The organism is Streptomyces sp. NPDC026377, from assembly GCF_055567715.1.
In genome coordinates this window covers 45,656-64,924 of the sequence record NZ_JBVHPV010000012.1, presented here as the reverse complement: position 1 = coordinate 64,924, position 19,269 = coordinate 45,656, and the positions used below count along the sequence as shown (strand labels likewise).

Sequence of the window (19,269 nt, the reverse complement as noted above, 5' to 3'; positions counted from 1 at the left end):
GCGTCAACCGACCGTTGGGCCCGGGGTAAACCTGTGCGGTACAACGGTGCCGGGCGCGGTGGGCCCCGGCCCCGCCCGCCGTGCCCCCGGTGTGTGCCCGAACGCCCGGCGGAAGACGTCGATGAACGCGCTCGTCGAGGACCAGCCGCACCGCCGGGCCACCGAGGTCACCGTGGCGTCCCCCGAGAGCAGCACCAGCGCGTGGTGGAGCCGCAGTTGGGTGCGCCACTGCGGAAACGTCATGCCCATCTCGGCGCGGAAGAGCCGGGCCAGGGTGCGTGCGCTCGCCCCCACCGCCGCGCCGAGCTCTGCCAGCGGCCGGGGGTCGGCCGGGTCCTCGTCCAGGATCGCGCAGAGCGCCGCGAGCCGGGGGTCGCGGGCCGTGGGCAGGTGCAGCGGCTGCTCCGGCGCGTGCCGCAGCTGGTCCAGGACGACCGCCAGCATCCGGTCGGCCTCGGGCGTCCCCCTCGGCCCCGGCGCGCTGTACGCGATGACCAGCTCCCGCAGCAGCGGCCCCACCGCCAGGACCGCGGGCCGGGCGAGCCCGAGCGGATCCCGGTCCACCGGGACGCCGACGGTGTGCAGATCGGTCTCGCCGTACGCCCGGTGCTCGTGCGGCGTCCCGGCGGGCACCCAGATCGCGCGGGTGGCCGGGGCCACCCAGGTGCCCGCCTCCGTCGTCACCGACAGCACGCCCCGGCCCGCGTAGACGACCTGGTGCACCTCGTGACGGTGCGCCCGCACGCCCGTCCCCGGGGCGAGATACCGGGTGGTGGTGGGGATGTGCGGCGGTCCGTGGCGGAATATCGGCACAGCTCGGCACTTTATCGGAAGCCCGCCGACCGGCCGTGCCCGCAGGATCGGGGGATGACGACGACAGCGCCGCCCGCCGGTCCCAGCACGAACCGGTCCGCCGTGGCCGTACTGGCCCTCGGCCACGCCACGGTCGACTTCTCCCAGGGGGCGGTGCCCGCCCTCGTCCCCTTCCTGGTCGCCGGACGCGGCTACGGCTATACGGCGGCCTCCGGCATCGTGCTCGCCGCGACCCTGCTCTCCTCCGTCGTCCAGCCCCTGTTCGGGGCGCTCACCGACCGCTGGACGATGCCGTGGCTGATCCCCCTGAGCAGCCTCTGCGCGGGCGTGGGCATCGCGCTGTCCGGCCTGGGCGACTCCTACCCGCTCACCTGGCTCGCCGTCGCGCTCGCCGGGACCGGCGTCGCCGCCTACCACCCGGAGTCCGCGCGGCTGGCCCGTGCCGCCGGGCGGGGCAGTCATGCCGCCATGAGCTGGTACTCGCTGGGCGGCACCCTCGGCTTCGCCCTCGCGCCGGTCGTGGTGGGACCGGTGCTGGCCGCCGGGGGACTGGGCGCGACGCCGTGGCTGGTGGTGCCCGCGGTGGCCGGGGTGGTGTGCACGGCGCCGACCGTGCGGGGGCTGGCGCGGCGGACGGCGGCGGCCGGGCGCGCGGACGCCGTCCACCCCGCCGCGCCGGACAACTGGCCGGTGTTCCTGCGGCTCTCGGCGATCGTGGTGTGCCGCTCGGTGGTCTTCGTCGGCCTGAGCGCCTTCGTCGGCCTCTACGCCCAGGAGCGCGTCGGGGGCGGCCCCGCGACCGGCTCGGCCGCGCTGTTCACCCTCTTCGCGGGCGGCGCCGCCGGGACCGTCGCGGGGGGACGGCTCGCGGCGCGGTGTGGCCGGGTCCGTACCGTACGCAGGGCGTACGCGGCCTCGGTCCCGGCCGTGGCGGGCGTGATCCTGGTGCCGGGCCCCGCGTTCTTCGTCTGCGCCGCGCTGGCTGCGGCCGTGCTGTACGTGCCGTTCTCCCTCCACGTCACCCTCGGGCAGGACTTCCTGCCGAGCCGGGTCGGCACGGCGAGCGGGGTCACGCTCGGGCTCGCGGTGAGCGCCGGGGGAGTGGTCTCGCCCGGGATCGGCGCCCTGGCGGAGGCGACCGGGCTCGGCGTGGCGCTCGCCCCGCTGACAGCGCTGTGCGCGCTCGCCTGGTGGCTGGCGCGCGGGCTGCCTGAGCCGGAGGTGCCGGGGGGTTACGGGACGGGGGGCTACGCGGCGAGTACGGGCGGCGCGCGCGGGACCGTGTCCGGGGGGTAGCCGGGGAGTGCGCGGGACCGTGTCCGGGGGGTAGCCGGTGGCGCGGCCCCCGGCACGGCGGAGCGGCCCGGCGGCCCGGCACACACCAGAACCTCCGGCCCGCCCGGCATACCCCGGAACGGCGGCCCCCGCCACACCAGAACGGCCGGGCCGCCCGGCCCGCCCGTGGTGCGGGCGAGCTGCTGGGTGGGACCCGGCCGCTCTGTCACAGCCCGCCCGACGGGCGTACCGGCCCCCGCGATCCGTCGCGCGACCTCGTGACCCGCCTCCCGCGTCCCGCTCCCGTGGCTGGACTGGCCACCACCGGAGGCGACTGGGGGGACGGACACATCGACGGACATCTCGGCGCGCCCGACGCGGCAGTGCTGTGGCGGAGAGGGCAGGACTCGAACCTGCGCGGGCGGCTCGCGCCCAATGTGGCGCACACCCGCAACCCCCGTCGGACCCCTTCGGGTACCTCTCCCGGCCTCGTACGGATGGATCCTCGCCGGGGCCGCTGAGACTCCGCTGAGACGGCGCTGAGACGCGTGCTTCCCCGGCCGGCGCCCCCCGCCCGCCCGCCGCCCGCCCGCCGGGGAGCGGCCGGGTGGCCGGATCCGGTCCGCTCCACCGGCGCGGGCTCCGCGCCCGGTTGACCACCGGCGCCGCGGTCGTTACGACGGCAGCGCGGGGACGAGCGAAAGGCTGGGCTGTTCGATGGAGGAAGACGACCCGCGCTGTCTGCGCCCGGGCGAGGCCCGGACCCTGCTCGGCGGCTTCCCGTGGCGGCGCGCGGTGGTGCTCAGCGGGCAGGAGGGCCGGCTCGCCCGGGCCGCCGCGGTCCCCGGCTACCGGCCGCGGGTCTGGCCCGACCGGGTGGCCCGGGCGCTGCGCGAGGCCCGCCCGGGCCTGGCCTGTCTGCTCGTACAGGCCCGGCGCGAACTCGTCATCGCCGAGGTGCGCTCGCGCCAGCTGGCCCAGGCGCTCGCCTTCCGGTCCGACCTCGCCGTGATCGCGTGCGGCGGGCCCGATGTGCGGGCGCGCCGGTTCGACGCCGATGCGGTGGAGAGTGAACTCAGCCGAATCGTGGCCTCGTTGAAGGAGACGGCCTGCCGCCACACGGTGGTGGTCAGCCCGTTCGACTGGTCCGCCTCCGGCCAGGTGGCCCCCTCCCACCGCGACCGGATGCGCTCCCGCCAGCGCCTCCTGGTGGAACGGCTGGCCATAGTGACGCTCCGTCATGGGGCCCTGCACATCGACCTGATGGAGCAGGCGGACCTCGACCCCCGGACGCTGTGGGGCCCGCAGCCGGGCCGCCTGAACGCCCGGGGGCACGCGGTGGCCGCGGCGGCGGTGGTACGGACCCTGGCGGGCTGCCCGGCGCCCTAGGTGCTCGGCTTTTCCCGCGCCCGCCGTACGGACTCTGATACCCGACTGAGACGCGCGTGTCAGGGAATTGGGGCCCGCGGCTGCGACGATGCTCATGACAGGGGGGAATGTCATGAGTACCGATACCTTCGCCGTGGGCAGCGGCGACACGGTTCTTGGGATCTTACGCGCCCATGGCGACAATCCCGGCGCGTTTCTGGCGATGAGTGGGGGAGAGGAGTTCTTCACCGTGGCGGGCAGGACCGGAGTGATCCCTTTTCGGGATACCGGCCGCCATCTGCTCCAGAGCGGCGGAGTGATCGCTCCGCATGACGGCCGGGAACCGCTGCTGCGCGCTTTCACGGAATGCGCCGCCGAACGCGGCAGGAAAGTCGTGGCCACCCGGCTGCGGCGCCCGGAGGCCGCGCTCTTCGCCCGCTGCGGCTTCACGGTGAACCAGGCCGGCTCGTCCTACGCGGTCTACCTTCCCGAATTCCGCCTCGGCGGCCCGCGCCCGGCCGAGCTGCGCCTGGCGGTCACCCGGGCGTGGCTCGCGGGGGTCGTGGCGGCCGAAGTGGCGTACGGGGACATCGCGGGCGGCCCCGGCACGGCCGAGGCGGGCGACGGGAGGCGGGTCTTCGCCGGGCGGGTCGGGAGCCGGACCGTCGCGTCCGTCACCTGTGTGCCGGTCTTCGGCTCCCGCCCGGGCTGGCTGCACCACACCGCGCACCGGGCGCCGGACGCGCCGAGGGGCGCCGTGGAGGCGGTCGGCCTCGCGGCCGTACGGGCGTTCGCCGCCGAAGGGGCGCAGTGGCTGCACCTCGGCTTCACCGCGCTCGCCGGGCTCTGCGCGCAGTACGAACTCGGGACCGCGAGCGCGACGGCGGGGCGGCTGCTGCGGCTGGCCGCCGCGCGCGGCCCGTGGCGGCACGCGGCGGCCCAGCACCTTGCCCACCAGCGGATCTGGGACCCGCATCTGGTGGAGCCCGGCTATCTGGCCTGGCAGGGCCGGGCGGCCGGTAGGGCGCTGGGGCGGCTGCTGCGGTCGGCCGCGTCGCCCTGACGGCCGCCCTTGCGTCAGAGGGCGGCGGGCTCCCTTCGCAGGATGTCCTGGAAGCGGGCGCGCAGCGCGTCCCCCGGCTCCAGGCCGAGGCTGTGCGAGAGCCGCTGGCGGGTGCGGTGGTAGGCGTCGAGCGCCTCGGCCTGGCGCCCCGAGCGGTAGAGCGCGGTGATGAGCTGCTCGCAGAACCGTTCGCGCAGCGGGTACTGGGCGTGCAGCTGCTGGAGTTCGGTGACGGCCTCGCGGTGTCTGCCGAGTTCCAGCTCCGCGTCGAAGAGGTGCTCGTACGCCATCAGCCGCACCTCGGTCAGCCGGGTGTAGGCGAGCCGGCTGATCATGCCCTGGCCGGTGTCGAGGAGCGCGGGCCCGCGCCACAGGGCCAGGGCCTCGGTGAGCAGCTTGACCACGCGCTCGGGCGAGGCCCGGCGCGCGGCGGTCGCCTGGCGCACCAGGGCGGTGAACAGCGAGGCGTCGACGTCCCGTTCGGGCAGCGAGAGCGCGTAGCCGAAGCTGGACGTCTGGATGAGTCCGCGCAGCCCGTCGCGCCCCGTGCGGGACTCGATGATGCGGCGCAGCCGGGCGACATGGCCCTGGAGCGAGTTCTCGGCGTTGCGCGGGAGTTCCTCTCCCCACAACTCGTCGATGAGATCGTGCCGTGAGACCGGCCGGCCCGGCGACAGGGCGAGGGCCGCCACGATCGCCCGTAACTTCTCGCCGGGAATCCGGAACGTGAGATGGCCGTCGGTTATTTCCAATGATCCGAGCAGACGAACTTTCACCGTGCTTCCCCCGTGCTTCGTGCTGGAATCCCCTGACTCCGCCGACGCCCTGAAGGGATCTTCCGGCAGCGCCGGTGGATATGAATGATCTCCGCTTCGAAGAGCGGTGATCCTACCCCGTAACGAACATGGATGAAGCGTATTTCTCCCCCCTGACAGGGTCAACGCGATAGAAAGTCGAGCAACCCACTGTGAGGGGCCTCACGCGGGAACGCGTCCACGGCCCGGCGCGCCTATCCGACGAGCCGCAGCGCCGTGTCGGACCGCCCCAGCCGCACCGTCTGACCCCACGTCAGCTCCAGTGCTTCGACTCGATTCCGTCACCGAAGGCCACCAGGCGGTCCGACTCGACGGTGACCCGCAGGCGCTCCGCTCCCTCCAGCACCCCTTCCACCCGGCTCGTCCCGGTCGTGGGGGAGGGCCACGCCTCCCGTACGAACCACACGAGCCGGGGATCGGCCTGCCCGGGCAGCGCGAGCCGGCTGCCGCGCTGCTGCCAGAGCGAGCGCAGCCAGCCCGTGGCCCCCGTGCCGGTGCCCACCAGCAGACCGGAGGAGGCCTGGGGCTCGGGGGCGGCGGCGGGGTCGTCCGGGCCCAGGCGGTAGCGAGCGGTCTGGTGGCCGGGCGGGCCCAGATAGATCTCGTTGAGCGCGAGCAGCCGCTGGGTGTCGTCCGCCACCGCCTCCACCATGGTCAGCTCCTCGGCGCGACACGTTGCGGCGGACGCCAGCAACGTGGCCGCGTCGGACGGGCGGTGGCGGACCAGCACGCCCGGGTTGCGGCCCGGGTCGGTGTCGATGCCGACCACGGGCTGGCCCGACAGGTACTTCGCCGCGTTGGCCACCAGCCCGTCCTGGCCGACCACCACGACCACGTCCTCCGGCGCGAACAGGAACCGGTCCAGGTCGGCGCGTTCCACCCGCGACCGGCGCCAGCGCAGCGGCACCGCGGCCGCCACCTCGGTGAGCGCCCGCCGCGCGCGGTGGTGGCGCTCGGCCACCTCGTCGAGGCTGCGCCCGCGCGAGGCGAGGAAGAACGCGGCCTGGCCGTGCGTGCCGTGCCGGGCGAGCAACTCCTCGTACTCGGTGGTGCGGTGGACCAGCACCGCGCGCGGCGCGAGGCTCACCGCTCCTCACCGTGCGGGCGGCCCAGCTTGGCGAGCAGACCGGTGAGGACGTCGGGGGAGAGGGTGAGGCTGTCGATCCGGGGCAGGTTCTCGGCCAGCCGGGTCGCGGTCAGCGCGTGCAGCGTCGCGCTGTCGGTGTCGGTGTGCACCCGCAGCCAGGCGGCCTGCGCCTGGGCGCGTGCCTCACCGGTCGTGCGGGCGGCCTCGGCCTCGGCGCGGGCGAGCCGGACCGTACGGGCGGCCTCGGCCTCGGCGCGCACACCGTCGGCGGCGGCGTTCTCCTCGGCCTCGCGGCGGGCGTTGGTGCCGCGCTGCTCGACCAACCGCTCCTCCCTGCGGGCGAGTTCGATTCTGCTGGCGAGCTCGTTCTCCGCGATCGCGCGTTCGCGCTCGACCGCCACGGCCCGCCGCTCGTACGTCGCCCGGTCGGCCTCCTGCTGGATCTGCTCGCGGGCCGGGGTGCGCAGCGCCCGCTCCACCTCGGGCTCGGGGCGGATGGCGACCACGCGCACCGCCACCACGTCGATCCCGGTGGCGGGCAGCCGGGGCTCGGCCGCGAGGCCGTCCGAGATCCGTACGCGCACCGAGGCCACCCCGTCGACCAGGGCCGCCGCCAGCGGGGTGCGGGCGAGGACGTCGAGCGCGTGCTGCTGGGCGGTCTCGGTGAGCAGGGTGGACAGCTGCTCCAGCGGCGCGCCGCGCCAGACACCGCTGTCGGGGTCGACGGAGAAGTCCAGCCGGGCCGCCGCGACGGCCGGGTCGCTGATCCGGTAGGTGACGGTGGCCTGCACGGTGACGTCCTGGAAGTCCGCGGTACGGGCGTGGAAGGCCATTGCCAACTCCCGGTCGTCGACCGGGACTTCACAGAGCGCGGCGCTCAGTGGCCGGAACCAGAAGCTGAGCCCGGGGCCGTCGTGGACGAGCCTGCCGCGCCTGTGGTGGCGGATGTGGGAGGTGGGGGCGGAGCGCAGATGGCGCAGGCCCAGTCTGCGGCTGATGTCGGCCATGGCGGGAGACCTCCTTGTTTTCGTCACAGCGACGATATTGGCTCACCTCCATATCGTCAAGGTGACGAAAGGGGGTCGGGCTCCATGGCTTTACTCGTCCGGTATGCGCGAAGCCGTTGACATGTACCGGCCGCGTCATGAATCTTGTTGCTCGAAAACACGCACTTCCAAGCATGAACGCGCATGCCCTGCACCCCTGTTGTTCGACAGCGGCTCCGTCGGCGGCTCGGAGAGATCCCGGACGCGGCTCGCGAGCGGCTCGGTACGAACGGAGAACACTCCTTGCGGAATCTTCGACACCGACGGGGGAGAGTGGCCGCCGCCGTGCTCGCGGCAGCCGCGCTCACCCTCACCGCGCTCACGGTCCCGGCCGCCTCGGCGGCCGACGCAGCCCCGCCGTCGGGCACGCTCGACGGCTCCTCCAAGAGCGTCACCTGGCAGAGCCCGGTCTACCCCAAGGGCACGGTCGGCTCGCCCGACAAGTGCGGCACCCCCGCGCAGGACCCGGCGAACGCCGTCTGCGCCCGCTTCGACCTGACGGTGAACCCGCCGGCGGGCGAGTGGGACGACAACCCCGAGGGCGGGGTCCCCGTCTCCATCCAGTGGGAGAGGCCCACCGACGACTTCGACCTCTACGTCTACGACGCGACGGGCCGCAAGGTCGCCGAGAGCGCCGGGACAGCCGATCCCGAGGCCACCGTCATCCCCAGGGCGTCGGGTACGTACCACGTGGTCGTCGTCCCCTACGACGTGCACGACAACTCCTTCACGGGCAGGGCCTATCTGCCCGAGGCGAGCGACGCGGGGAACCTCACCGGCTTCTCCGGCGGACACGGTACGTACGAGATCGCGGCGGGCCCGCTCAAGGCCCGGGCCGAGTTCTTCGCCGACGACACCCTGCGCCTGCGGGCTTCACCCGACGGCGTCCTCGCCGATCCGCCCGGCAGCCGCATGATCCAGCGGCAACCGGAGCCGCGCCGGGCCACCACCTCCTTCGACGCGGGCGCCTACCACGGCATCCGCGCGGGGAACACCGTCCTGCGCGTCTACAAGAATCCCCTGCGGTTCGCGCTCTACAAGGCCGACAACCGCACCCCGATATGGCAGGAGGCCGACCCGCTGCGCTGGACCACCGGCGGACTGCGCCAGAGCCTGACGCGCGGCGCGGACGAGCAGTTCTTCGGCGGTGGCGAGCAGAACGGCAGCTTCTCCCACCGCGGCCAGGTGAGACACGTCGGCAACAACACCAACTGGAACGAGGGCGGCTACAACAACTCCCAGCCCTTCTACGTCTCCTCGGCCGGCTACGGCGTCTTCCGCCACACCTTCACGCCGGGCGTCTACGACTTCGGCCCCCGGGTCCGCACCGGCCAGCAGGAACGCCGCCTGGACGCCTACTACTTCACCGGTGACGTCAAAACCGTGATCGGCAAGTACACCTCGCTGGTGGGCAAGCCGTTCATGCCCCCGGTGTACGGCCTGGAACCCGGCGACTCCGACTGTTATCTGCACAACGCCAACCGGGGCGAGCGGCACACCCTGGACGCGCTGAAGGTGGCCGACGGCTATGTGGCGAACCGGATGCCGCTCGGCTGGATGCTCGTCAACGACGGCTACGGCTGCGGTTATGAGAACCTCGCCGAGACCGGGCAGGGCCTCACCGCCAGGAACGCCCAGCTCGGCCTGTGGACCCAGGACGGCCTCGACAAGCTCGCCGAGCAGGTCAAGGCGGGCCAGCGGGTCGCCAAGCTGGACGTCGCCTGGGTCGGCAACGGCTACGGCTTCGCCCTGGACGCCTGCGACCGGGCCAAGGCCGGTATCGAGGACAACAGCGACGCCCGCGGCTTCGTCTGGCTGCCGGTCTCCTGGGCGGGCGCCCAGCGCTGCGGGGTGCTGTGGAGCGGCGACCAGAAGCTGAGCTGGGACTACATCCGCTGGCAGATCCCCACCTACGCGGGCGCCACCCTCTCCGGAATCGCCTACAACACCGGTGACGTGGGCAGCATCTACGGCCACGACCCGAAGATGTACGCCCGCGACCTCCAGTGGAAGGCGTTCCTGCCCGCCATCATGACCATGGACGGCTGGTCGAGCGACCTCACCACGCACCAGCCGCACGACCAGCAGCCATGGCTCGACGGCGAGCCGTACACCTCCATCAACCGCAAGTACCTCCAGCTCAAGGAGCGGCTCATCCCGTACATGTACGGGCTCTCCCGGGAGGCGACGAAGACCGGTGTCGGCGCGGTCCGGCCGCTCTCCCTGGAGTACCCGGACGACCCGAACACGCTCGGCCCGAACGCGAAGTACGAGTTCCTGGCGGGCCCCGACTTCCTGGTCGCCCCGGTCTACAGCGACACCGAGGTGCGCGACGGGATCTATCTGCCCAAGGGCACGTGGACGGACTACTGGACGGGCAGGACCTACCAGGGCCCGACCACGGTCAATGGCTACAAGGCTCCGCTCGACACCCTGCCGCTGTTCGTCAAGGGCGGCTCCATCGTGCCGATGTGGCCCAAGGGCACGCTGTCCTGGCAGACCCGGGACAAGGGCGAACTGGACTATGACGTCTACCCGCGGGCGGGGAAGTCCTCGTACACGCTGTACGAGGACGACGGCGTGACCCGGCGGTTCGCGCAGGGCGCCTCCGCCACGCAGCAGGTCCGGATGTACTCGGCGGGCCGGGCCCTGGCTCTCGAGGTCGGGCCCAGCGTGGGCCGTTACGCGGGCAAGCCCTCGGCGCGCGCGTACCGCTTCACGGTGCACGCCGCATCCGCGCCCGCCGCCGTCGCGGTGGGCGGTGAGCGGCTGCGCCGCTACGGCTCGGCGCAGGAGCTGTCCGCGGCCGGATCGGGGTGGTTCCACGACGCCGCGACGGGCGTGACGGAGGTGAAGACGGCCTCGGTGTCCACCGCGCGCGGCTTCACGGTCACTCTCGCCTGACCCGACGGACTCCGGCCTCACGGACCCCGACCCCACGGACAGCGGGGCCGCACCGGAATCTCCCGTGCGGCCCCGCTGGTGTCCGTGCTCTCAGACCGGTACGCGGGCCGGTTCCGGGGCACGCGGGGCGGGGACCTGGGGAGCCGGGACCTGCGGGGGCTCGGCGCCGGTCAGCATCAGCACGCCGCGGGCGGCGACCGCCGCCGCCACCGCGGCCGTGAGCCAGCCGAGCGGGCCGCCGTGGAACCTCTCGCCCAGCAGCGCCACACCGATCACCGCGGCGGCCGCCGGGTTGGCGAGGTTCACCACCGCGAGCGGCGCCGCGAGACCTCCCCGGAAGGCCGACTGCGAGAGCAGCAGCCCGCCGACCGCGAACGCGGCCACCAGCACGGCCAGCAGAGCCGTCTGCCACCAGGCGAGCGGGCCGCCCGGCAGCTCGCGGGCGAGCGAGGCGGTGACGGTCTGGGTGAGCGCGGACCCCACGCCGGAGGCGACGCCCGACGCGGTGGCGTGGCCGAGGCCGACCCGGCCATGGCCCTCACCGGCCCGGGAGGCCGCCGCGATCAGGAGCGCGGTGGCAGCCGCGACGGCGAGCGCCTCGCGCAGACTCAGCGCGTCCCCGGGCGCCGCGGGCCCGGTCACCGCGATCAGTGCGGCGAGCCCCGCCAGCGTCCAGGCGGCGCCGCGCCATTCACGCCGGGTGACCCGGCGCCGCTGGTAGTACGCGCCGATGGGCAGCGCGGCGACGAGGGTGAGCGCGCCCAGCGGCTGGACCAGGGTGAGCGGGCCGTAGTGGAGCGCGGCGACGTGCATCAGCGCGCCCGCCGCGTTGAGCCCGACGGCCCACCACCCCTGGGGGCGGCCGAGCAGCGCGGCCAGCCCGCCGCCTCCCTCGGTGGAGGCCAGCCGGGACTGGGCGACGGCGGCCAGGGCGTACCCGGCGGCCGAAGCGAGCGAGAGCAGGATCGCGAGGACCGCGGACTCGTTCATCGCAGCGCCTCCGCGAGCACGGGCTCGTCGGCGGGCCGGGGGGTGCCCGTGCGCCCGGAGGTCAGGGCAGATTCCGGGGCACGGGCGGTTGGGGGGGCCTCGGCGGGCCGGGGGGCGGGGGCGCGGCGCATCCGCACGGCGAGGGTGCGTCCGGCGCGTACCGGCGCCGGGCGCGGCACCAGGTACAGGGCGGCGCCCAGCAGCACGGTCGCGACGAGCGCGTCCAGCCAGTAGTGGTTGGCGGTGCCGACGATCACCAGCAGGGTGAGCACCGGGTGCAGCAGCCACAGCCACCGCCACCGGCCGCGGACCGCGGCGATCAGGCCGATCGCGACCATCAGCGCCCAGCCGAAGTGGAGCGAGGGCATCGCCGCGAACTGGTTGGCCATGGTGTCGGTGTCCGGCGTCGCCGCGTACACCGACGGCCCGTACACCTGGGCGGTGTCGACCAGCCCGGCCGCCGCCAGCATCCGCGGCGGCGCCAGCGGCAGCAGGATGTGCAGGGCGAGCGCCGCCGTGGTCACCAGCGCCAGGACCCGGCGCGACCACAGGTAGTGGGCGGGCCGGCGGACGTACAGCCAGACCAGGAAGGCGACCGTCGCGGGGAAGTGGACGGTGGCGTAGAAGGTGTTGGCGACGTGGATCACGGTGTCGTCGTGGAGCAGCAGGCGCTGCACCGCGCCCTCGCCGGGCAGATGGAGCGCGCGCTCCCAGTCCCAGACGCGGTCGGCGTTGTCAAAGGCGCGCGTCTCGTGGCCGTTGGCCAGCTGCCGGCCGAACTTGTACACGAGGAAGAGCGCGGTCACGAGCAGCAGCTCGCGCACCAGGGGCGGCCGGGGGGTACCGGTCGTCTCCGGTCCGGTGGGACGCCGGGTCCCTGGACGTATACCGGCAGTCATTCTCCGGCCCCTCTGAGACGAGAATTCGAGCAAAATCGGACAAGCGAACGTAGGAAGGCTAGATCGGATTTCATCGAGACGCAAACGTCTCGATACGTTTGCGTCTCGGTCGGGCAGGATCTACCCTCGTAGCAGCAGGAGCCCTGCCCCACGCACCGGAGGGACACGATGTCCACGCAGGCCGCCACGGCCGCCGCACGCCGCAGCAAGATCAGCCCCGAGCGGGAGCTGGAGCTGTACGAGGCGGTGCTGGACCTGCTGCGCGAGGGCGGCTACGACGCCGTGACCATGGAGGGCGTCGCCGCCCGCACCAAGTGCGGCAAGGCCACGCTCTACCGCCAGTGGAAGTCCAAGCCGGTCCTGGTCACCGCGGCGCTCGGCGCGAGTCGCTGCTCGTTCTTCACCGGGATCGACACCGGCACCCTGGCGGGCGACCTGCGCGAGGCGGCCCGCGCCGCGTCACGCGGCAGGGGCCGCGACGCCGAGCTGATGGAGGCCGTGGGCCAGGCCTATGTGATGCACCCCGACCTGCGCGAGGCGCTGCGCGAGACCGTCCTCAACCCGGAGATCGCCGCGCTGGACGCGATGCTGCGGCGCGGGGTGGAGCGCGGCGAGGTGGCCGCGGACAACCGGGCGATCGACTTCGTGGCGCCCGCGTTCATGGGCGTCCTGCGGGTGGAACGCCTCTTCGAGGACCGGTTCACGGAGACGGAAACCCTGCCGGAGTTCCTGGAGGCGGTCATCCTGCCGGCGCTGGGTCTGGCTGACACTCCGCCGACTGCGTGAACAGTGGGCGGGGCTTGACGACGTGACCGCACGGGCAGGGGTGCGGGAAACCGCGCGACCGGCCCCCACCGGGGTGCGGGCGAACACGCGACGTCTCAGACGGCGAGCACGGTGACGCCCACCTCGGTGAACCGGGCGACCGTCTCCTCCGAGACACCCGAGTCCGTCACCAACGTCCCCACCTGACTCGTCGCACAGATCCGCGCGAACGTCCGCCGCCCCAGCTTGGTGGAGTCGGCGGCGACGACCACCCGCTCCGCCCGCTCGCACAGCAGCCGGTTGATCCCCGCCTCGTCCTCGTCGTGCGCGGTCGCCCCGTGCGCCACGTCGAACGCGCCGACCCCCAGCACCGCCACGTCCATCGTGATCTGGTTCAGTACCCCCCCGGCCAGCGGCCCCGTGAGCTCGTACGACTGCGGCCGGGCCACCCCGCCCGTCACCACGATCTTGAACTGCGGCCGTACCGCCAGCTCGTTGGCGATGTTCAGCGCGTTGGTCACGATCGTCAACGCCGGTGACCCGGAGGCGAGTTCGGGCCGTACGGCAAGGGCGCGCGCCACCTCCGTGGTCGTCGTGCCGCCGGTGAGGCCCACCGCCTCGCCGGGCGCGACCAGATCCGCCACGGCCTTCGCGATGCGCTGCTTCTCCGAGGCCTGCCGGGCGGTCTTGTAGCGCAGCGGCAGTTCGTACGAGACCCCGTGGACGACCGCGCCCCCGCGCGTACGCACCAGCATCTGCTGCTCTGCCAGCTGGTCGAAGTCGCGGCGGATGGTCGCGGCCGACACGCCGAGCACCGTCGCCGCCTCCTCGACGTCGAGGCGGCCCTGCTCCACGAGCAGTTCGAGCAGTGCCTGCCAGCGGGCGTCGCGCGACATCCGGATCCTCTTCTCTCCCGTGCTCTCCCGCACATCTCGCCGTCGTCGCCGCCGGGGCGACCTGCGGGGGAGGGCCTGCCGGAGGCGACCTGCGGGTGATGACCGTAGGAGTGCGACTTTAACCCACCCGAAGATGCTTGATTGTGCTTGAAAGCTAGCTATATTTTGCAGAAACATGCATCCGGATGGATCCAGAGGGAGTGGGAGCCCGGCATGAGCCATGTCGAGAACGAACTCAGCAGCCAGCCCGAGTGCTGGAAGCGCGCCGCCGAGCTGGCGGTGCACCACAAGGACGCCCTTCCCGCGCCGGGCGAGCGGGTCGCGATCGTCGGCTGCGGCACCTCGCTCTTCATGGCCCAGGCCGCCGCCGCACTGCGCGAGGGCGCGGGCCAGGGCGAGACCGACGCCTTCGCCGCCTCCGAGTACCCGGCGGGCCGCTCCTACGACCGGGTGGTCGCCCTCACCCGCTCCGGCACCACCACCGAGGTCCTGGAGCTCCTCACCCGGGTGCGCGGCGGCGCCCGCACCACGGCGATCACCGCCGACCCGGAGACCCCGGTCATGCGGGCCGCCGACGACCTGGTGGTCCTGGAGTTCGCGGACGAGGAGTCCGTGGTGCAGACCCGCTTCGCCACCACCGCGCTCACCCTGCTCCGCGCCCACCTCGGCCTCCACACCGAGCAGGCCGTCGCCGACGCGCGCACCGCGCTGGCCGAGCCGCTGCCCGAAGGGCTCGTCGGGCGGAGCCAGTTCACGTTCCTGGGCCGGGGCTGGACCGTCGGGCTCGCCCAGGAGGCCGCGCTGAAGATGCGCGAGGCGTCGCTGTCCTGGACCGAGGCGTACCCCGCGATGGAGTACCGCCACGGTCCCATCAGCATCTCCACCGGCACCACCGCGACCTGGATGTTCGGCGAGGCACCGGACGGCCTCGCCGAGCAGGTGCGGGCCACCGGCGCCCAGTGGGTGGCCGGGCACCTCGACCCGCTGGCCGAGCTCGTCCGCGCGCAGCGGCTCGCGGTCGCCGTCGCGGCGGCCCGGGGCCTGGACCCGGACCGCCCGCGCCACCTCACCCGCTCGGTGATCCTCGACGGCTCCTGACCCGGGCCCGACGACCGACAGGCGCACGAGGACACACGAGGACACGAGAGGACAGGGGAAGCACGATGCCACTCGCCCGGACCGGGGCCCTGGTCGCGGAGGCGGCCGCCAAGCGCGGCGCCGTCGCCGCCTTCAACATCATCACGCTGGAGCACGCCGAGGCGGTCATCGCCGGCGCCGAGGCCGCGCATGCGCCGGTCGTCCTCCAGATCAGCGAGAACGCGGTGAAGTTCCGCTACGGCCGGGTGCTGCCGCTCGCCCGGGCCGCCGTCGCCGCGGCCGAGGCCGCCGCCGTGCCGGTGGCGCTCCACCTCGACCACGTCAAACGCGACGACCTGCTGCGGCAGGCGGCCGACGCCGGGTTCAGCTCAGTGATGTACGACGGCGGTCACCTGCCGTACGAACAGAACCTCGCCGCGACGCGGGCCGCCGCCGATTGGGCGCACACCCAGGGCCTGTGGATCGAGGCCGAGCTGGGGGAGGTCGGCGGCAAGAACGGACAGCCGCCGCTGGACGCGCACGCGCCCGGCGCCCGGACCGACCCGGAGGAGGCGCGCGCCTTCGTCGCGGAGTCCGGGGTGGACGCGCTCGCCGTCGCCATCGGCAACACCCACGCCATGACCACCCGCACGGCCGCGCTCGACCACGCTCTGCTCGCCCGCCTCGACGCGGCGCTGCACGTCCCGCTGGTGCTCCACGGCTCCTCGGGCGTCCCCGACGACGAACTGACGGCGGCGGTGGCGGGCGGCATGTCGAAGATCAATATCGGTACGGCGCTGAACATCGCCATGACCGACGCGATCCGCGCCTATCTCGCCGCCCATCCGGAGGCGGTGGACGCCCGCGGCTATCTCACCGTCGGGCGGCAGGCGATGGTGCAGGCGGTCACACGGCTGATCGGGGTGCTGAACACGGAGGGGTGAGGGATGGAGGCGGGGGTGGCAGGGACGGGGCGGCCGGGACGGGGGACCCGGGCGAGGGAGTCCGGGGCCGGGGAGCCCGGGGTGCGGGAACCCGGGGTGCCGGGGCCCGGGGCGGCGGGAGGCCGGCGTGCCCCACTCCGCCGCCCGCCCGGGAAGGGCGGCCCCGCGTCCCGGGGACATGTCCGCCCCTACCGGTGCTCTTCCGCCGGAGAGCCGCTTCGTACACGATGAGCTAGTGGACAGGCATGAGCACGCACGGCTCGACGCGCTCCAGCGCGACCCCTATCCGCACTACGCGCGCGCCCGCCGCGCCGAGGGCCTGACCTTCGTCCCCGAGCTGGACGCCTGGCTGGTGGCACGCGACGCCGATGTACGCGAGGTGCTGCGCCGCCCCGAGGCGTTCTCCTCGGCGAACGCGCTGCGCCCCGACGTGATCCCCGGCCCCGCCGTCCTCGCCGAACTCGGCTCCGGCTTCGGCGGCCGCCCGGTCGTCGTCACCTCGGACGGCCCCCAGCACCACCGGCTGCGCGCCCCCATCGTCCACGGCCTGTCGGCGGCCCGGGTCGCCGCCGTGCTGCCGTACGCGACCGAGCGCGCGACCGCCCTGGTGGACGCGTTCGCGACGCGGGGGCGGGTGGAGCTGATGGGGGAGTACGCCACGCTGCTGCCCGGGGACGTCGTCGGGCGGCTGATCGGCCTGGACCCGGCGGACGTGCCGGTGGCGGTACGCGGCGGACTCCGCGCCGAGGAACTGCTGTTCCGGCCGATGGAGGAGCCGGAGCAGATCGCGGCGGCGCGGGACGTGGTGACGATGCAGCAGTTGCTCGACACGTATCTGCGGGAGAGACGGGCCCGGCCGCGCGACGACCTGTGCACGGCGCTGCTCACCGCGCTGGCGCCGGGCACGGGGGAGCTGACCCTGGAGGAGCGCCACGAAATGGTGGCCCACCTGCAGAACTTCCTCCTCGCTGGGCATCTGACGACGACCGCGCAGATCGGCACGACGGTGCTGCATCTGCTGCGCCATCGCGCGCAGTGGGAGCTGCTCTGCGAGAAGCCGGAGCTGATTCCGGCGGCGATCGAGGAGGCGGCGCGGTACGACTCGGCGCTTCAGGGGTTCCGGCGCATCACCACGCGGCCGGTGCTGCTGTCCGGGACGGAACTTCCCACGGGGGCGGCGGTGTTCGTGGCCTTCGGGTCGGCGAACCGGGACGCGCGCCGCCACGAACGGCCCGACGTCTTCGACATCACCCGCCCGGCCTCGCGCCACCTCGCGTTCGGCCACGGGGCCCACAGCTGCCCCGGCGCGCAGCTGGCCCGCGACCAACTCCGCCTGACACTCCACCTCCTGACCACCCGCTTCCCCACCCTCCACCTGGCGTCCCCGGCCCCCCCGATCCGAATGCGCCCGACACTGATCCACCGGTCGCCGGAGGGGTTGGAGTTGGAGTGGTGAGGGGGTGTTCGAGGGGTGCTGTGTCTGCGCCCCGGTGGCGGGTTGCTCGCGCAGTTCCCCGCGCCCCTGGGGGAACGGGGCCTGCGGCCCCTGTTCCCGCTGCTCGTGGCACTCAGAGGGGCGTACGCAACCCGCAGACGAGCGACCGGCCCAGCCCCCTCAGGGGCGCGGGGAACTGCGCGCCCGGCCCACCACCGGCCGCGCAGTGCAGCACGAAAGCGGGGCGCGGGGGCCGCAGGCCCCGTGGAGGGGGTCGGGGGCGTCAACCCCACCCCCGGATCCCGCCTCCGGAGGATTTAGGGAAGGGGCGGGGTGGGGGAACTATCCTCGGCCCATGCCCACCCCCACCGGCCCCCATTCCCCCCACACCCTCATCCTCGCCGGCACCGCAGAAGCCCACGACCTGGCCACCGCCCTCACCGCCACCGGCATACGCGTCACCACCTCCCTCGCCGGACGCGTCCGCACCCCCCGCCCGCTCCCGGGCGAACTCCGCGTCGGAGGGTTCGGCGGCGCCGAGGGGCTGGCCGCGTGGATGCGGGAGCAGCACGTCACCGCGCTCCTCGACGCCACCCACCCCTTCGCCCACCGCATCAGCGAGAACGCCGCCGAGGCCGCCCGTCTCACCGGTACCCCGCTCATCGCCCTGCGCCGCCCCGGCTGGACCCCCGGCCCCGGCGACCGCTGGCACAGCGCGCGCACCCTCGACGAGGCCGCCGCCCTGCTGCCCTCCCTCGGCCGCAGGGTGTTCCTCACCACCGGCCGCCTCGGCCTCGCCGCCTTCGTACCCGTCGGAGAAGACCGCCCGGACCCGCTCCGGTTCCTCGTCCGGTCCGTGGAGCTCCCGGACCCGCCGCACCCCTTCCACTGCCAAGTCGTCCTCGACCGGGGCCCGTTCACCCTCGACGGGGAACGCCGGCTCCTGCGGGAGCACCGCATCGACGTGCTCGTCACCAAGGACAGCGGCGGCCCCGCCACCGCCCCCAAACTCACCGCCGCCCGCGAACTCGGCCTGCCGGTCGTCGTGGTGCGGCGCCCCGAGCCGCCCGCCGACGTGACCACCGTCCCGGATGTGGACAGCGCCCTCGCGCTGCTCAGTGCCGCCGCAGCAGATACGTGTCCATGATCCAGCCCTTGCGCTCCCGCGCCCGCGCCCGCAGCTCCTCGATCCGGTCGGAGACCTCCGACAGCCGGCCCTGCACCAGGATCTCGTCCGGCGTACCGACGTAGGCGCCCCAGTAGATGTACAGGTCCTGGTCGAGGTGGCGGGTGAACGCCTGGCGCGCGTCCAGCATCACCACCACGTCGTCCACCCCCTCCGGCCAGCCCTCCGCGAGCCGCCGCCCGGTGGTGATCTGCACGGGCCTGGCCACCCGGTTCAGCCCCGTCCGGTGCTTGGCCAGGAGCGCCGAGACACTGCTGATGCCCGGCACCACCTCGTGGTCGAACTCCACCGCGCCCCGCTCCAGGATCTCCTCCAGGATGCCGAGCGTGGAGTCGTACAGCGCCGGGTCGCCCCACACCAGGAACGCCCCGCACTCGTCCTCGGCCAGATCGTCCACGATGAACCGCTCGTAGAGGTCGGCCCGGCGGCGCCGCCAGTCGTCGACGGCGGGCGAGTAGTCCGATGTCCCGCGGTCGCGCTCGGGGTCGCGCGCCTCGACCAGCCGGTAGGGGCGGCCGGTGACATGCGCGTCGAGGATGTCCCTGCGCAACCCGGTCAGATCGGACTTCGCCTCGCCCTTCTCCATGATGAAGAAGGCATCCGCCTTGTTCAGCGCCTTGACGGCCTGGAGCGTCAGATGGTCGGGGTCGCCCGCCCCGATGCCGATCACATAGATCTTTCTCACGGCCCCGAGTCTGCCGCATCC

The 19,269-nt window shown here is 73.8% G+C and carries 16 protein-coding genes and 2 pseudogenes; 9 read left to right on the top strand and 9 right to left on the bottom strand.

The window, feature by feature from the left end:
• Positions 1 to 3: 3 nt before the first annotated feature.
• Positions 4 to 813: a helix-turn-helix transcriptional regulator gene (locus ACZ4MU_RS23855; protein ID WP_467879986.1), complete on the bottom strand. Its 810-nt coding sequence runs from the start codon at positions 811 to 813 to the stop codon at positions 4 to 6.
• A 54-nt stretch (positions 814 to 867) separates the two neighbouring features.
• Here ACZ4MU_RS23855 and ACZ4MU_RS23850 point away from each other — a divergent pair, with 54 nt between their 5' ends.
• On the top strand, positions 868 to 2,109 hold the full coding sequence (locus ACZ4MU_RS23850) for an MFS transporter (RefSeq protein ID WP_467879984.1): 1,242 nt from the start codon (positions 868 to 870) through the stop codon (positions 2,107 to 2,109).
• 368 nt (positions 2,110 to 2,477) lie between these two features.
• On the opposite strand, the pseudogene ACZ4MU_RS23845 reads toward ACZ4MU_RS23850, so the two are convergent.
• Positions 2,478 to 2,572 (bottom strand): annotated as a pseudogene (locus ACZ4MU_RS23845).
• A gap of 233 nt (positions 2,573 to 2,805) precedes the next feature.
• On the opposite strand from ACZ4MU_RS23845, the gene ACZ4MU_RS23840 reads away from it, so the two are divergent.
• The gene (locus tag ACZ4MU_RS23840; protein WP_467879981.1) at positions 2,806 to 3,477 is read left to right on the top strand and encodes a GDSL-type esterase/lipase family protein; all 672 of its coding nucleotides are present in this window, start codon (positions 2,806 to 2,808) and stop codon (positions 3,475 to 3,477) included.
• A 112-nt stretch (positions 3,478 to 3,589) separates the two neighbouring features.
• On the top strand, positions 3,590 to 4,519 hold the full coding sequence (locus tag ACZ4MU_RS23835) for a phosphatidylglycerol lysyltransferase domain-containing protein (protein ID WP_467879978.1): 930 nt from the start codon (positions 3,590 to 3,592) through the stop codon (positions 4,517 to 4,519).
• A gap of 14 nt (positions 4,520 to 4,533) precedes the next feature.
• Here ACZ4MU_RS23835 and ACZ4MU_RS23830 read toward each other — a convergent pair whose 3' ends face one another.
• From ACZ4MU_RS23830 to ACZ4MU_RS23820, 3 genes and pseudogenes are all read right to left on the bottom strand, one after another.
• A complete protein-coding gene (locus ACZ4MU_RS23830; protein ID WP_467879975.1) occupies positions 4,534 to 5,271 on the bottom strand; it encodes an AfsR/SARP family transcriptional regulator in 738 nt (245 codons plus the stop codon).
• 257 nt (positions 5,272 to 5,528) lie between these two features.
• A pseudogene (locus ACZ4MU_RS23825) lies at positions 5,529 to 6,421 on the bottom strand (hypothetical protein).
• A complete protein-coding gene (locus ACZ4MU_RS23820; protein ID WP_467879973.1) occupies positions 6,418 to 7,428 on the bottom strand; it encodes an SPFH domain-containing protein in 1,011 nt (336 codons plus the stop codon). Before ACZ4MU_RS23820 ends, ACZ4MU_RS23825 begins: the two are co-directional and overlap by 4 nt.
• Before the next feature lie 750 nt (positions 7,429 to 8,178).
• Here ACZ4MU_RS23820 and ACZ4MU_RS23815 point away from each other — a divergent pair.
• On the top strand, positions 8,179 to 10,371 hold the full coding sequence (locus ACZ4MU_RS23815) for a glycoside hydrolase family 31 protein (protein ID WP_467880428.1): 2,193 nt from the start codon (positions 8,179 to 8,181) through the stop codon (positions 10,369 to 10,371).
• A gap of 90 nt (positions 10,372 to 10,461) precedes the next feature.
• Here ACZ4MU_RS23815 and ACZ4MU_RS23810 read toward each other — a convergent pair whose 3' ends face one another.
• Together ACZ4MU_RS23810 and ACZ4MU_RS23805 are read right to left on the bottom strand one after the other, a co-directional pair.
• Positions 10,462 to 11,361 carry a DMT family transporter gene (locus ACZ4MU_RS23810; RefSeq protein WP_467879970.1) on the bottom strand — a complete coding sequence of 300 codons (900 nt, stop codon included), beginning with the start codon at positions 11,359 to 11,361 and terminating at the stop codon, positions 10,462 to 10,464.
• Positions 11,358 to 12,260 carry a phosphatase PAP2 family protein gene (locus tag ACZ4MU_RS23805; RefSeq protein ID WP_467879967.1) on the bottom strand — a complete coding sequence of 301 codons (903 nt, stop codon included), beginning with the start codon at positions 12,258 to 12,260 and terminating at the stop codon, positions 11,358 to 11,360. Before ACZ4MU_RS23805 ends, ACZ4MU_RS23810 begins: the two co-directional genes overlap by 4 nt.
• 168 nt (positions 12,261 to 12,428) lie before the next feature.
• Between ACZ4MU_RS23805 and ACZ4MU_RS23800 the strand changes: the two genes are divergently transcribed.
• Positions 12,429 to 13,046 carry a TetR/AcrR family transcriptional regulator gene (locus ACZ4MU_RS23800; RefSeq protein ID WP_467879964.1) on the top strand — a complete coding sequence of 206 codons (618 nt, stop codon included), beginning with the start codon at positions 12,429 to 12,431 and terminating at the stop codon, positions 13,044 to 13,046.
• A gap of 95 nt (positions 13,047 to 13,141) precedes the next feature.
• Here ACZ4MU_RS23800 and ACZ4MU_RS23795 read toward each other — a convergent pair whose 3' ends face one another.
• Positions 13,142 to 13,921 carry a DeoR/GlpR family DNA-binding transcription regulator gene (locus ACZ4MU_RS23795; RefSeq protein ID WP_467879962.1) on the bottom strand — a complete coding sequence of 260 codons (780 nt, stop codon included), beginning with the start codon at positions 13,919 to 13,921 and terminating at the stop codon, positions 13,142 to 13,144.
• Between the two features lie 213 nt (positions 13,922 to 14,134).
• On the opposite strand from ACZ4MU_RS23795, the gene ACZ4MU_RS23790 reads away from it, so the two are divergent.
• The 4 genes from ACZ4MU_RS23790 (at position 14,135) to ACZ4MU_RS23775 (ending at position 18,524) form a co-directional block, all read left to right on the top strand.
• Positions 14,135 to 15,019, top strand: a complete 885-nt coding sequence (locus ACZ4MU_RS23790) for an SIS domain-containing protein (RefSeq protein WP_467879959.1) — start codon at positions 14,135 to 14,137, stop codon at positions 15,017 to 15,019.
• Between the two features lie 65 nt (positions 15,020 to 15,084).
• On the top strand, positions 15,085 to 15,942 hold the full coding sequence (locus tag ACZ4MU_RS23785; RefSeq protein WP_467879956.1) for a class II fructose-bisphosphate aldolase: 858 nt from the start codon (positions 15,085 to 15,087) through the stop codon (positions 15,940 to 15,942).
• A gap of 235 nt (positions 15,943 to 16,177) precedes the next feature.
• The gene (locus ACZ4MU_RS23780) at positions 16,178 to 17,398 is read left to right on the top strand and encodes a cytochrome P450 (protein ID WP_467879954.1); all 1,221 of its coding nucleotides are present in this window, start codon (positions 16,178 to 16,180) and stop codon (positions 17,396 to 17,398) included.
• A 334-nt stretch (positions 17,399 to 17,732) separates the two neighbouring features.
• The gene (locus tag ACZ4MU_RS23775; RefSeq protein ID WP_467879952.1) at positions 17,733 to 18,524 is read left to right on the top strand and encodes a cobalt-precorrin-6A reductase; all 792 of its coding nucleotides are present in this window, start codon (positions 17,733 to 17,735) and stop codon (positions 18,522 to 18,524) included.
• Here ACZ4MU_RS23775 and cobF read toward each other — a convergent pair.
• Positions 18,493 to 19,248: a precorrin-6A synthase (deacetylating) gene (gene cobF, locus ACZ4MU_RS23770; protein WP_467879949.1), complete on the bottom strand. Its 756-nt coding sequence runs from the start codon at positions 19,246 to 19,248 to the stop codon at positions 18,493 to 18,495. The two genes, ACZ4MU_RS23775 and cobF, sit on opposite strands and share 32 nt — an antisense overlap.
• Between the last annotated feature and the right edge of the window lie 21 nt (positions 19,249 to 19,269).